This window comes from Rhodoplanes sp., assembly GCF_013377085.1.
Lineage (GTDB): Bacteria > Pseudomonadota > Alphaproteobacteria > Rhizobiales > Xanthobacteraceae > Rhodoplanes.
Map to the genome: position 1 here is coordinate 264,145 of NZ_JACAAX010000001.1, position 13,371 is coordinate 277,515.

Here is a 13,371-nt window from a genome sequence, read left to right on the forward strand (position 1 = left end):
GGGGCGTCACGGCTTTCGCGACGCCAGTCCGCCGTGCCCGGCCGGCTGCTCCGGCTGCTGCGGCGGCATCGGACAAGCCGTCATTTCGCTGATGTCGACGGAATCTGCCCACCGGTCCCATGTCGAGACGTTGTGCAGCTTCTCGTATTGCCTCTCGGCTCGCACGATGGCGGTTTTGGCGCTTCTCGCGTTGGTGATTTCGAGGCTGTCCTGCAAGCAGCGGAACGCATGACCGTCCGAGCTGAGCAGGGTCTTGAAGAAGCGGACTTCGTACGTTTTCATCTCGGTGCCTCCTATTCGTGTCGCACCTCCTGTCGGGTCTGGACTCATTTCCTCCGAACAGCAAATCTAATCGGCGAATTCGGCCGTAATGTTGCCCGCGCAATCCGGTGACATCACAGGACGGTGATCGCAGGTATTCGAGAACCGCCGCAGGCCGGGGGAACTCGCCCGTTCCCGCTTCCTCCGCCTCATGCCGGATCCGGTATCACTCGCCCGTCGTCGTCTGCTCCGCTTCGCCTTCGGTCAGCTCGTTGGCCTTGCGCAGCCGCTCGCGGCTGTTGGCGAGATGCATGCGCATGCCGGCGCGGGCCGACTCGCCGTCGCGGCGGCGGATCGCGTCGAGGATCTGCTCGTGCTCGCGGTTGGTGCGGTGCAGGTAGGACGACGCCGGCTCGGCCGAGAGGCGTGTGGTGTCGAGCCGGGTGCGCGGGATGGTGGCGGTGCCGAGCTGGCGGAAGATGCCCTCGAAGTAGCGGTTGCCGGTGGCGAGCGCGACCTGCATGTGGAAGCGGAAGTCGGCGTCGACGCCGCTCCGGCCGGCCGCGATGTCGGCCTCGAACGCCGCGACGGCGCGCTCCATCTCGGCGAGGTGGTGATCGCCGCGCCGGCGCGCCGCGAGCGCCGCCGCCTCGGTCTCCAGGCTGATGCGCAGCTCCAGCATGGCGAGCACGTCGCGGATCGTGACCACGGTTCCGATCTGCACCGGCACGCTCGGCGCCTCGCACACGAAGGTGCCGATCCCGTGCCGGGTGGCGACCAGCCCGTTCGCCTGCAGCCGCGACAGCGCCTCGCGCACCACGGTGCGGCTGACCCCCATCTCGGCCATCACGACCGGCTCGGTCGGCAGCTTGTCGCCGGGCCGGTACACGCCGTTGCGGATGCGCTCCGACAGCGTGCGGACGACCGTCTCGGCGAGGTTCGGCCGGCGCACGCGGTCCGGCCCCGGTGCGGCGAGGCTTTCGGCGTGCGGCTCGCCCGCGACGGTGTCGTGCTGCATCGGTTTCTCCACAACGACGGCCGCGCCGCGACCGGCTTCGGTGGCCAGCCTGGCAGGTTGGCACCAATCATCGTACGTCATATGATGTGCGCTTGGGAAGATGCCTCTTCCCTGGCGGGCTGCAATTCAGTAGTATTTCGGATTGAGGCCGGCGGCGCGCTCCGGCACTCATAGGTCACGTCTGGCAATACCTCGTTGAAGTCATACGACGACTGATGAGTTCCGTAGGTCCGACACACGGTCGGGCCGCTCCGACCCGCAACGGCCCGTGGGCTTTCGTCGGCCCACCCGCGCCACAGCGAATGCAGGCAGTCCCATGGCTATGTCACTCACGGCCGAGGCCGGCGCGGTCCGGCGCACCAATGTGCGCTGGAGCATCCTGGTGGTGCTGTTCGTGGTCACCACCATCAACTTCGCCGACCGCGCTACCGTCTCGATCGCCGGCCCCGAGATCAGCAAGGCGCTCGCGCTCTCGCCCGTGCAGATGGGCTACATCTTCTCGGCCTTCGCCTGGTCCTATGTGCTGGCGCAGCTTCCCGGCGGCTGGCTGCTCGACCGCTTCGGCTCCAAGACCACCTACTGCGCGGCGCTGACGATGTGGTCGCTGTTCACGATGGTGCAGGGCACGGTCGGCTTCCTCACCGGCGGCGCCGCCGTCGCGGCGCTGTTCCTGCTGCGGCTCGCGGTCGGTGCCGCCGAGGCGCCGTCCTTCCCGGGCAACGGCCGCATCACCTCGGCCTGGTTTCCGGCCAGCGAGCGCGGCTTCGCCTCGGCAATCTTCAACTCGGCCCAGTATTTCGCCACCGCGCTGTTCGCGCCGATCATGGGCTGGATCGTCCACACCTTCGGCTGGCAGGCGGTGTTCTACTTCATGGGCGGGCTCGGCCTGCTGATGGCGATGGTCTGGACCAAGGTGATCTACGGGCCGAAGTCGCATCCGCGCGCCAACCAGGCCGAGATCGACTACATCCAGGCCGGCGGCGCCCTGGTCGATCTCGATGCCGACCCCGCCGCGAGCAAGGTCGAGGTCGATCCGGCCGCGCAGGTCGACACGCTGGCCTGCCTGAAGGAGCTGCTGTCCACCCGGATGCTGGTCGGCGTCTACGTGTTCCAGTTCTGCATCAACGTGATGACCTACTTCTTCCTGACCTGGTTCCCGGTCTATCTGGTCACCGAGCGGCACATGACCATCCTGAAAGCCGGCTTCGTCGCCTCGCTGCCGGCGATCTGCGGCTTCGTCGGCGGCGTCCTGGGCGGCTGGGTCTCCGACCGCCTGCTGAAGGCCGGCTGGTCGCTGTCTGCCGCGCGAAAAACGCCGATCGTCGCCGGCATGCTGATGGCGATGGCGATGATCGCCTGCAACTATGTCGAGTCCGACATGCTGGTGGTGTTCTTCATGTCGCTCGCCTTCTTCGGCAAGGGCGTCGGCGCGCTCGGCTGGGCCGTGGTGTCGGACACGTCACCCAAGGAGGCCGGCGGGCTCTCGGGCGCGCTGTTCAACACCTTCGGCAATCTCGCCGGCATCGTGACGCCGATCGTCATCGGCTACATCCTCCAGGCGACCGGCAATTTCGCCGGCGCGCTGGTGTTCGTCGGAGCGAGTGCCGCCGTGGCGCTGCTCAGCATGCTGTTCGTGGTCGGCACCATCGATCGGGTGACCCTCTCCCGCTCGGTCGCGAAGACGCCGGCCTGACCCCCGGCCCGGGGCGCCCGCGGGGCGTCCCGGGTGTCCCTTTCGACACGCGAAGGCGCAGACGGAGTCGAGATCATGCTCACGCAAGCCGCAGCCCGGACGACACCGCTCCGCATAAAACTGCACGCGGACGACAACGTCGCCATCGTGGCGAACTCCGGCGGGCTGCCGGCCGGCACGGTGTTCGACGATGGATTGACGCTGGTCGACCACGTGCCGCAGGGCCACAAGGTGGCGCTCGAGGACATCCCCGAAGGTGGCATCGTGCGCCGCTACGGCGAGGTGATCGGCATCGCCGACCGGGCGCTGCGCAAGGGCGCGTGGATCGACGAGTTTGCTGTCCGCCTGCCCGCGCCGCCGGAGTTGGAAAAACTGCCGCTCGCCACAAAAGTGCCGGCGCCGCTGCCGCCGCTCGACGGCTACACGTTCGACGGCTACCGCAACCCGGACGGCTCGGTCGGCACCCGCAACATCCTCGGCATCTCGACCAGCGTGCATTGCGTCGCCGGCACGGTCGACTACGTGGTGCGGCTCATCAAGGAGCGCCTGCTGCCGCGTTATCCGAATGTCGACGACGTGGTCGGGCTCAATCATCTCTACGGCTGCGGCGTCGCCATCAACGCGCCGGCCGCCGTGGTGCCGATCCGGGCGCTGCAGAACATCGCGCTCAACCCCAATTTCGGCGGCGAGATCATGGTGATCTCGCTCGGCTGCGAGAAGCTGCAGCCGGAGCGGCTGGTGCCCGAGGCCTATGAGGGCGCGCCGGACGACACCATCCTGCGCATGCAGGACGAGCGGTTCGACGGCTTTCAGGCCATGGTCGACGCCATCCTGGCGATGGCCGAGAGGCATCTGGACAAGCTGAACCGGCGCAAGCGCGAGCCGGTGCCGGCCTCCGAGCTGGTGGTCGGCATGCAGTGCGGCGGCTCCGACGCCTTCTCGGGCGTCACCGCCAATCCGGCGGTCGGCTTCTGCTCGGATCTCCTGGTGCGGGCCGGCGCCACCGTGATGTTCTCCGAGGTGACCGAGGTGCGCGACGCCGTGCATCTGCTCACCCCGCGCTGTGCGACGCCGGAGATCGGCCGCGCGCTCATCCGCGAGATGGACTGGTACGACCGCTATCTCGCCGCCGGCGAGACCGACCGCTCAGCCAATCCGACGCCCGGCAACAAGAAGGGCGGGCTCGCCAACATCGTCGAGAAGGCGCTCGGCTCGATCGCCAAGTCCGGCACCAGCGCCATCTCGGCCGTGTTGGCGCCGGGCGAGAGGGCGACGACCAGGGGCCTGATCTTCGCCGCGACGCCGGCCTCCGACTTCGTCTGCGGCACCATGCAGCTCGCCTCCGGCATCACGCTGCAGGTGTTCACCACGGGCCGCGGCACGCCCTACGGGCTCGCCGCCGTGCCGGTGATCAAGATGGCGACCCGAAAAGATCTCTCGGCGCGCTGGCACGACCTGATCGACATCGACGCCGGCCGCATCGCCACGGGCGAGAAGACGATCGAGGAGATCGGCTGGGAGCTGTTCCACCTGCTGCTCGAGGTCGCCTCGGGGCGCAAGAAGCCGTGGTCCGACCACTGGGGCCTGCACAACGCGCTCGCTGTGTTCAATCCGGCCCCGGTGACCTGAGGCCAGGGGCGTCGCCCCCGACGCCGCGCAGGAGGCGATTTGCTTTCGTCACGACGAACTGAACGGAGACAGCCCATGAAGCAAGACGACATCGGCCGACACCGTCAACCCGAAGCGTCCCGCCGGACGCTGCTCGCCGGCATGGGGGCGGTCGCGCTCGCCGCCTCGGCCGGCGCCGCCCAGGGCGGCTGGGAGCCGTCGACCCGCATCCCGGATCCGGCCGTGAAGATTCTCGACCCGGCCTTCCGCAAATACTGGGTGTCGTCGGCGACCGTCGAGCGGCTCGCCACCGGCCTGCGCTGGGCCGAGGGGCCGGTGTGGATGGGCGACTGGCGCTGCCTCTTGTTCAGCGACGTCACCGGCGACGCCATCATGCGCTGGGACGAGATCACCGGGCGGCTCACGGCCTATCGGAAGCCGGCCAACTTCTCCAACGGCAACACCCGCGACCGTAGCGGCCGCCTGGTCACCTGCGAGCACCTGACCCGCCGCGTCGTGCGCACCGAGCTCGACGGCACCATCACCGTGGTGGCGGACAAGTTCGACGGCAAGCCGTTCAACTCGCCGAACGACATCGTGTCGCGTTCCGACGGCTCGATCTGGTTCACGGATCCGGCCTTCGGCCCCAATCCGAGCGAGCGCATGGCGCGGCCCGAGCTGCCCCACACGGTCTATCGCGTCGCGCCGGACGGCCGCGTCAGCGCGATGACGACCGAGATCGTCGGCCCCAACGGCCTGTGCTTCTCACCCGACGAGTCGAAGCTCTACGTCGTCGAGGCCCGCACCAGCCCGCGAAAAATGCGGGTGTTCGACGTCGTCGACAACGGCACCAAGCTCGCCAACGCCCGGGTGCTGTTCGAGGCCGGCGACGGCACGCCGGACGGCATGCGCTGCGACGCCGACGGCAATCTGTGGTGCGGCTGGGGGCAGGGCTCCGACGAGCTCGACGGCGTGCGGGTGTTCACGCCCGAGGGCAAGGCGATCGCCCACATCTCGCTGCCCGAGCGCTGCGCCAATGTCTGCTTCGGCGGCATCAATCACGACCGCCTGTTCATGACCTCGAGCCATTCGGTCTATTCGCTGATGACCAACGCCCGCGGCGCCACGCTCTGGTGAGAGCGGCCGCCACGACATTGCCCGGCGCCACAGGCGGCGCCGGGTCACGAGAACGAAGACCCTCCAAGACGACGCGACTTCACGAGAACCCCCGGAGGAACGCAGTATGGATTTCAGGATCAGCAGGCGCGAGACGGCATTGCTCGCCGGCGCCGCCGCGGCGGCCTTTCTGCTTTCCGGTCGGTCCGCGATGGCCGCCGGTTGGCCGGACCACCCCGTCACCCTCGTCGTGCCGTTCCCGGCCGGCGGCTCGACCGACATGGTGGCCCGCACGGTCGGGCAGAAGCTCAACGAAAGGCTCGGCCAGGCCTTCGTGGTCGAGAACCGCTCCGGCGCCACCGGCGCCATCGGGGCGACCTCGGTGATGCGCGCGGCGCCGGACGGCTACACCGTCATGGTCGCCTCGATCGGCGTCTATGCGACCAACCCGTTCCTGCAGCCCAAGCTGCAATACGATCCGCTCAAGGACTTCGACCTGCTGACCGTCGCGGTGCGGGCCCCGAACGTGCTGGTCGCCTATCCGAAGTTCCCGGCCAACACGGTGGCCGAGCTGGTCGAGGCGCTGAAGAAGAGCCCCGGCAAGATCTCGTTCGCCAGCTCGGGCGCCGGCTCGTCGGACCATCTGACGGCGGCGCTGTTCTGGCAGAAGACCGGCACCTCGGGTCTGCACGTGCCCTATCGCGGCGGCGCCCCGGCGATCAGCGATCTCGTCGCCGGCCATGTCGACGTGTCGTTCCAGAACATCAATGCGGTGATCACCCAGATCAAGGGCGGAAATCTCAAGGTGCTGGCCGTGACGGGCGACACGCGCTCGCCGCTCTTGCCCAACGTACCGACCCTGAGCGAGGCCGGGGTGTCCGGCGCCGACGTGTTCTCGTGGCAGGCCATCGCGGCGCCCAAGGGGCTCCCGGCCGACATCAAGACCAAGCTGCATGCCGAGATCGTCGCGGCCCTCAACGCGCCCGACGTGCGGCCCCGCATGGAGGAGCTCGGCTTCGAGATCGTCGCCAACACGCCGGAGCAGTTCCGCGCGTTCCTGGTGAAGGAGCTCGCCCGCTGGAAGGAGGTCATCGAGGTCGGCAAGATCTCGATCGACTGAGCCACCCTTGAGATGCGCAGCGGCCGCCGCCTTCGCGAGAAGCGCGGCGCCGCGAACCGGACGATCCGAGATGACAGACAAGACCACCGCCTCCACCGGCACGCCGGTCGTCACCGCCGTCAAGGTGATCCCGGTCGCCGGGCGCGACAGCATGCTGCTCAACCTCAGCGGCGCGCATGGGCCGTTCTTCACCCGCAATCTGGTGATCATCACCGACTCGTCCGGCCACACCGGCGTCGGCGAGGTGCCGGGCGGCGAGAAGATCCGCAAGACGCTGGAGGACGCGGCAGCCCTCGTCACCGGCCGGTCGATCGGCAACCACAATGCCATCCTGAACAGCGTGCGGAAAACCTTCGCGGCACGCGACTCCGGTGGCCGCGGCGTGCAGACCTTCGACCTGCGCGTCACCATCCACGCCGTCACGGCGCTGGAGGCGGCGCTGCTCGATCTGCTCGGCCAGCATCTCGGCGTACCGGTGGCGGCGCTGCTCGGCGAGGGCCAGCAGCGCGACGCCGTCGACGTGCTCGGCTATCTGTTCTACGTCGGCGACCGCACCAAGACGCCGCTGCCCTATGTGGCGCCGTCCGTGAAGGGCGACGACTGGCTGAGGCTTCGCCACGAGGCGGCGCTGACGCCGCAGGCGGTGGTGCGGCTCGCCGAGGCCACCGAGGCGCGCTACGGCTTTCGCGATTTCAAGCTCAAGGGCGGGGTGTTCTCGGGCGACGAGGAGGTCGAGGCCGTGACGGCGCTCAAGCGCCGCTACCCGGAGGCTCGCATCACCCTCGACCCGAACGGCGCCTGGCCGCTCGCCGAGGCGATCCGGCTGTGCCGCGGCCTCGGCAATGTGCTCGCCTATGCCGAGGACCCGTGCGGCTCGGAGGAGGGCTTCTCGGGCCGCGAGGTGATGGCCGAGTTCCGCCGCGCCACCGGCCTGCCGACGGCGACCAACATGATCGCCACCGACTGGCGCGAGATGGCGCACTCGCTCGTCCTGCAGTCCGTGGACATTCCGCTCGCCGACCCGCATTTCTGGACGATGCAGGGCTCGGTGCGCGTCGCCCAGACGTGCCGCGAGTTCGGCCTCACCTGGGGTTCCCACTCCAACAACCATTTCGACGTGTCGCTGGCGATGTTCACGCATGTGGCGGCGGCGGCGCCGGGTCGCGTCACCGCCATCGACACCCACTGGATCTGGCAGGACGGCCAGTATCTCACCCGCGAGCCGCTGAAAATCCGCGGCGGCCAGATCGCGGTGCCGGACATGCCCGGCCTCGGCGTCACGCTCGACATGGACGCCGTCGAGGCGGCGCACCGGCTCTATCGCGAGCACGGGCTCGGCGCCCGGGATGACGCCGCCGCCATGCAGTATCTGATCCCGGGCTGGAGCTTCGACCGCAAGAAGCCCTGCCTGGTGCGCTGATCCCCGAAGCATGCTCTTCACAAGAAGAACGGACGTTCCATGACCGCTCCCTACTGCCCCTTCCCAAATCAGTTCCGCGCCGACATCCGGTCCGGCAAGACCGTGATCGGCTGCTGGGCCTCGCTCGCCAGCCCGATCACCACCGAGGTCCTCGGGCTCGCCGGCTTCGAGTGGATTCTCCTCGACGCCGAGCATTCGCCCAACGACGTGCTGAGCCTCGTGCCGCAGCTCATGGCGCTGAAGGACAGCGTCTCGGCGCCGGTGGTGCGGCCGCCCTGGAACGAGCCGGTGATTCTCAAGCGGCTCTTGGACATCGGCTTCCACAACTTCCTCATCCCGTACATCGAGTCGGTCGAGGAGGCCGAGCGCGCCGTCGCCTCGACGCGCTATCCGCCGGCCGGATTTCGCGGGGTCTCGGTTTCCCAGCGCAGCAACAATTACGGCACCCTGAACGCCCAGGGCTACTTCCCGGCCATCAACGACAACATCACGGTGCTGCTGCAGATCGAGACCCGCAAGGGCGTCGATGCGGTCGACGCGATCGCCGCCGTGGACGGCGTCGACGGCCTGTTCGTCGGCCCCAACGATCTCGCCGCCGCCTACGGCCACCTCGCCGACCCGAACCATCCCGAGGTGCAGAAGGTGATCAAGCACATCTTCGATCGCACCCGCGCGGCCGGCAAGGCGGCCGGCATCCTCACCGGCGTCGAGGCGGAGGCGCGCCGCTATCTCGACTGGGGCGCCACCTTCGTCGCGGTCGGCAGCGACCTCGGTCTGTTCCGCGGTGCCACGCAAGGGCTCCGCGACAAGTTCAAGGCGGGCTGAGGCCCGCGTTCCGCTCCGGCACGTCTGCACGGCACGGCCGCCGCGCGCCTGCCGCAACCTCGTTTTGCAATTTCGACATCCTGAAGGAGAGATCCACATGAGCAAGATCGGCTTCGTCGGCCTCGGCATCATGGGCACGCCGATGGCGGCCCACCTGATCGCGGCCGGCCATCAGTTGTTCCTCTACGACCTGCGGCCGCCGAAGGCGGAGCTGACCGACAAGGGCGCCGTCGCCTGCGCGTCGGCCAAGGAGGTCGCCCAGAAGTCCGACATCGTCATCATCATGGTGCCGGACACGCCGGACGTCGGCGCCGCGCTGTTTTCCGAGAACGGCATCGCGGCCGGGCTGTCCAAGGGCAAGATCGTGGTCGACATGAGCTCGATCTCGCCGATCGAGACCAAGGAATACGCCGCCAAGGTCGAGGCGCTGGGCTGCGACTATCTCGACGCGCCGGTGTCGGGCGGCGAGGTCGGCGCCAAGCAGGCGTCGCTGACCATCATGGTGGGCGGCAAGCAGGCGGTGTTCGACACGGTGAAGCCGCTGTTCGAGCTGATGGGCAAGAACATCACGCTGGTCGGCGGCGTCAGCGACGGACAGACCTGCAAGGTGGCGAACCAGATCATCGTCGCGCTGACCATCGAGGCGGTGGGCGAGGCGCTGCTGTTCGCCGCCAAGGCCGGGGCCGATCCGGCCAAGGTGCGGCAGGCGCTGATGGGCGGCTTCGCCAACTCGCGCATCCTCGAGGTGCATGGCGACCGGATGGTGAAGCGCACCTTCGATCCGGGCTTCCGCATCGAGCTTCACCAGAAGGATCTGAACCTGGCGCTGTCGGCGGCGCGCAAGATGGGCGTGAGCCTGCCCAACACGGCGACGGCGCAGGAGCTGTTCAATTCCTGCGCGGCGCATGGCGGCTCGAAGTGGGACCACTCCGGCATGGTGAAGGCGCTGGAGAGCATGGCCAATTTCGAGATCGGCCAGGCGCCGAAGAAGGCGTAACGCGTCCGGCTCGCGGATCGCCGCCCGGCCGGCGGACCGCCGCAGCACGCTGCGGCGGCCGGGCGGCGGCCCGCGCCGAAGCAAGACGAACAGACTGCGTGATGGCCGGGCTCGTCCCGGCCATTTTCGTTCGGTCATTCCGGGGCGCCACGCAGTGGCAAACCCGGAATCCATACGGCCGGTGCGGATTGTCTTTCGAAAGACAGGGGCTATGGGTCCCGGGCTCGGCCCTGCGGGCCGCCCCGGGACGACTGACGAAAGAGCGAACGAGCTTCGCCGCTCACCACGCCAGCGGCTTGCCGTCGTGGTTGAAGAAGCCGCCGGTCTTGTCGATGGTGAGGCTGTCGATCACGGCGATCAGACCTCGGTGTCGCCCTTCACGGCCGAGAAGGCGCGGAACATCGAGCTGACGATCACCAGCGTTGCGATGACCAGCAGGGTGGCGGAGAGTGGCCGCGTCACCAGGATCGAGATGTCGCCCTGCGACATTTCCAGGGACTGGCGCAGCCCGCGCTCCATCAGCGGTCCGAGCACGAAGGTGAGAATCATCGGCGCCAGCGGGATGTCCATCTTGCGGAAGGCGTAGCCGATGATGCCGAAGCCCAGCATGATGCCGATGTCGAACACGCTGCTGTTCAGGCTGTAGACGCCGATCACCGAGAATCCGAACACGATCGCCATCAGGATTCCATACGGGATCTTCAGGAACTTCACCCAAAGCGGGATCAGCGGCAGGTTGAGGATCACCAGGATGATGTTGCCGATATAGAGGCTGGCGATGACGGCCCAGGCGAACTCGCCGTGCTCCTTGAACAGCATCGGGCCGGGGACCAGCCCGTTCATCATGAAGGCGCCCATCAGGATCGCGGTGGTCGGCGAGCCGGGAATGCCCAGCGTGAAGAGCGGGATCAGGGCCGCATTGGCATAGGCGTTGTTGGCCGTCTCCGGCCCGGCGACACCCTCGATCATGCCGGTGCCGAAGCGTTCCGGCGTCTTGGAGAGCCGCTTCTCCATTGCATAGGACACGAAGGTCGGCACGATGGCGCCGACGCCCGGAATGAGACCCATCAGGAAGCCGACCACCGTGCCGCGCACGATCGGCCATTTCGACGCATCGAGGTCGGCGCGGCTCGGCATCAGCCGCGAGATTTGGGGGCTGAACACCGCCATGGCGCCGGCTTCGACGTTGAACAGGATCTCGCCGATGCCGAACACGCCCATCACCACGGGAACGATGCCGAAGCCGTCCATCAGCTCGACATGGCCGAAGGTGAAGCGCGGGGCACCCATCACGGGGTCGATCCCGACCTGCGCGATCATCAGGCCGAGGATCGCCGACAGCAGGGCGCGGACCAGCGAGCGGCCGGCGAGGCCGGTCACCAGCGACAGGCCGACGATCATCAGGGCGAAGAACTCGGGCGGCCCGAAGCGCAGCGCAAAGCGGGTGAGCGGCAGTGCGACCAGCACCAGCCCGCCGACCGCGACGGTGCCGCCCACGAAGGACCCGATCGCCGCGACCGCGAGGGCGGCGCCGGCGCGGCCCTGCTTCGCCATCGCGTAGCCGTCCAGGCAGGTGACGGCGGACGCCGCCTCGCCCGGTGTGTTGATCAGCACCGACGTGATGGTGCCGCCGTACATGGCGCCGTAGTAGATCGCCGCCAGCATGATGATGGCGGACGTCGGCGAGATCGCCATTGCGATCGGGATCAGGATGGCCGTGCCGGCGGCGGGTCCGATGCCCGGCAGCACGCCGATCAGCGTGCCGAGCGTGCAGCCGATCAGCGCGAACAGCAGATTTCCGGGCTGCAGGGCGGTCGCGAAACCGCCCATCAGGAGCTCCAGGCTTTCCATGGGTCGTCCTCGCGAGGCTCAGAGTCCGAACACCCCGGTCGGAAGGGCGACCCGCAACCATCCGTCGAACACCTGGAAGGCGCCGAAGCTGCCCGCGGCGGCGATCAGGACGGTGACGAACCAGACCTGCCGTCCGAGCGCGGCCAAAAGGAAGAGCAGGGCGGCGAACATGGTCAGGCGGAACCCGAGCGGCTCGAGCAGCGCGGCCGTCGCGGCCAGCGTGACCACGACGGTCGCCATGCGAAGCACGCCGCCGCGCGTGGGGCGGAAGTCGGCCGGCATCGGCTCGGATGGACCGAAGGTCGACTGCGCGATCATCACGATCGAGACCACGCCGAGCGCCACCGCCAGCCAGAACGGGAAGAAGCCGGGCCCCGGTCCCAGATGGGTGTAGAACTTCATGGTGAGGGATTGCCACCCGACGAGCACGGCCATCAGGAGGAAGAGGGACCCGGCGATCTGGTAGGGGCGTCGCATGGTCATGGCCGCGGCCCTAGTTCTGCTTGCCCATCTCCACCCACGACTTGGCGCCGGCCTCGAAATCGTTCCAGAACGCGTTGTAGCCGGCGGAGTCCATGTAGAGCGCGTCGTAGGAGATGTTCTCCATTCTCTTGACGAACTCGTCTCCGGTGATGACCTTCTTCAGCGCATTGGTCAGCACGTCACGGGCCTCCTTCGGCATGCCGACCGGCGCGGCGACGCCGCGATAGACGCCCGACACGATCCGGTAGCCCTGCTCCTCGGCCGTCTTGACGTCGGGGTAGAACCGGTTGCGCTTGCCGTCGAGCACGGCGAGGATGCGCAGCTCGCCGCCCGCGACCTGCGAGCGGATCTCGCTGGCATTGCCGTAATAGCCGTCGACATGGCCGCCCAGAATGGCGGTTCGCGACGGGCCGCCACCGTCGAAATGGACGATCGCGAGCTTCACGCCTGCGGCGCGCTCGGTCATCATCGCGGCGATGTGGTCGTCGCTCATGATCCCCGACGTGCAGACCTTGATCTTCGCCGGCGTTGCCTTGGCGGCGTCGATGAAGTCCTGGAAGGTCTTGTAGGGGCTCGAGGTCTGGACGGCCAGCACGCCGGGGTCGCTGTCCTGCATGGCGAGCAGGTCGAAGCTCTTGCGCGAGAACGTGGCCTGGCGATCCGGATCGAAATAGATGGTCGGCACGGTCGGCAGGATCAGGTAGCCGATGGTGTAGCCGTCCGGCTTGGCGCGGGCGATCTCGCCGAAGCCGATCTGGCCGCCGGCGCCGCCCTTGTTGACGATCTGCACCGGCACGCCGAGCTCCTTCTCCAGGAGCGGGACCATCACGCGGGCCGTGGTGTCGGTCCCGCCGCCCGGCGGAAAGGCCACGACGAAGTTGATGGCGCGGGACTTGATCGGATATTCGGCGCCCGCGGCCGTGGCGGCCAATGCGGCGGCCGCGATCAATATCAGGCGAATGAACCCACGCATGTCGTT

Annotated in this window: 12 protein-coding genes; 7 read left to right on the forward strand and 5 right to left on the reverse strand. The window is 68.2% G+C overall.

Features of this window, described 5'->3' with window-relative positions:
* Nucleotides 1-6 precede the first annotated feature (6 nt).
* A complete protein-coding gene (locus HXX10_RS01110; RefSeq protein WP_296519492.1) occupies nt 7-282 on the reverse strand; it encodes a hypothetical protein in 276 nt (91 codons plus the stop codon).
* Nucleotides 283-487: 205 nt separating this feature from the next.
* Nucleotides 488-1,279, reverse strand: coding sequence for a FadR/GntR family transcriptional regulator (locus HXX10_RS01115; RefSeq protein ID WP_296519493.1), 792 nt, complete (start codon nt 1,277-1,279; stop codon nt 488-490).
* Between the two features lie 322 nt (nt 1,280-1,601).
* Between HXX10_RS01115 and HXX10_RS01120 the strand changes: the two genes are divergently transcribed.
* The 7 genes from HXX10_RS01120 to glxR all read left to right on the forward strand — a co-directional run bounded on the left by HXX10_RS01120 (nt 1,602) and on the right by glxR (nt 10,058).
* Nucleotides 1,602-2,972 (forward strand): MFS transporter, encoded by a 1,371-nt coding sequence (locus HXX10_RS01120; protein WP_296519693.1) that lies wholly within the window; start codon nt 1,602-1,604, stop codon nt 2,970-2,972.
* Between the two features lie 75 nt (nt 2,973-3,047).
* Nucleotides 3,048-4,601, forward strand: coding sequence for a galactarate dehydratase (gene garD / locus HXX10_RS01125; protein WP_296519494.1), 1,554 nt, complete (start codon nt 3,048-3,050; stop codon nt 4,599-4,601).
* A gap of 141 nt (nt 4,602-4,742) precedes the next feature.
* Nucleotides 4,743-5,717: an SMP-30/gluconolactonase/LRE family protein gene (locus HXX10_RS01130; protein WP_296519695.1), complete on the forward strand. Its 975-nt coding sequence runs from the start codon at nt 4,743-4,745 to the stop codon at nt 5,715-5,717.
* Nucleotides 5,718-5,823: 106 nt separating this feature from the next.
* The gene (locus HXX10_RS01135) at nt 5,824-6,816 is read left to right on the forward strand and encodes a tripartite tricarboxylate transporter substrate binding protein (RefSeq protein ID WP_296519495.1); all 993 of its coding nucleotides are present in this window, start codon (nt 5,824-5,826) and stop codon (nt 6,814-6,816) included.
* Between the two features lie 70 nt (nt 6,817-6,886).
* Nucleotides 6,887-8,236, forward strand: coding sequence for a glucarate dehydratase (gene gudD / locus HXX10_RS01140; RefSeq protein WP_296519496.1), 1,350 nt, complete (start codon nt 6,887-6,889; stop codon nt 8,234-8,236).
* A gap of 39 nt (nt 8,237-8,275) precedes the next feature.
* Nucleotides 8,276-9,061 (forward strand): 2-dehydro-3-deoxyglucarate aldolase, encoded by a 786-nt coding sequence (gene garL / locus HXX10_RS01145; protein ID WP_296519497.1) that lies wholly within the window; start codon nt 8,276-8,278, stop codon nt 9,059-9,061.
* A 64-nt stretch (nt 9,062-9,125) separates the two neighbouring features.
* Nucleotides 9,126-10,058 carry a 2-hydroxy-3-oxopropionate reductase gene (glxR, locus tag HXX10_RS01150; protein WP_296519498.1) on the forward strand — a complete coding sequence of 311 codons (933 nt, stop codon included), beginning with the start codon at nt 9,126-9,128 and terminating at the stop codon, nt 10,056-10,058.
* 357 nt (nt 10,059-10,415) lie between these two features.
* On the opposite strand, the gene HXX10_RS01155 is transcribed toward glxR, so the two are convergent.
* Genes HXX10_RS01155 through HXX10_RS01165 form a run of 3 tightly spaced genes read right to left on the reverse strand, consistent with a single transcriptional unit; the run spans nt 10,416 to nt 13,365 of the window.
* The gene (locus HXX10_RS01155; RefSeq protein WP_296519499.1) at nt 10,416-11,909 is read right to left on the reverse strand and encodes a tripartite tricarboxylate transporter permease; all 1,494 of its coding nucleotides are present in this window, start codon (nt 11,907-11,909) and stop codon (nt 10,416-10,418) included.
* Nucleotides 11,910-11,927: 18 nt separating this feature from the next.
* Entirely contained in the window at nt 11,928-12,392 is a 465-nt protein-coding gene (locus tag HXX10_RS01160; protein WP_296519500.1) for a tripartite tricarboxylate transporter TctB family protein, read from the reverse strand.
* Nucleotides 12,393-12,402: 10 nt separating this feature from the next.
* A complete protein-coding gene (locus HXX10_RS01165; RefSeq protein ID WP_296519501.1) occupies nt 12,403-13,365 on the reverse strand; it encodes a tripartite tricarboxylate transporter substrate binding protein in 963 nt (320 codons plus the stop codon).
* Between the last annotated feature and the right edge of the window lie 6 nt (nt 13,366-13,371).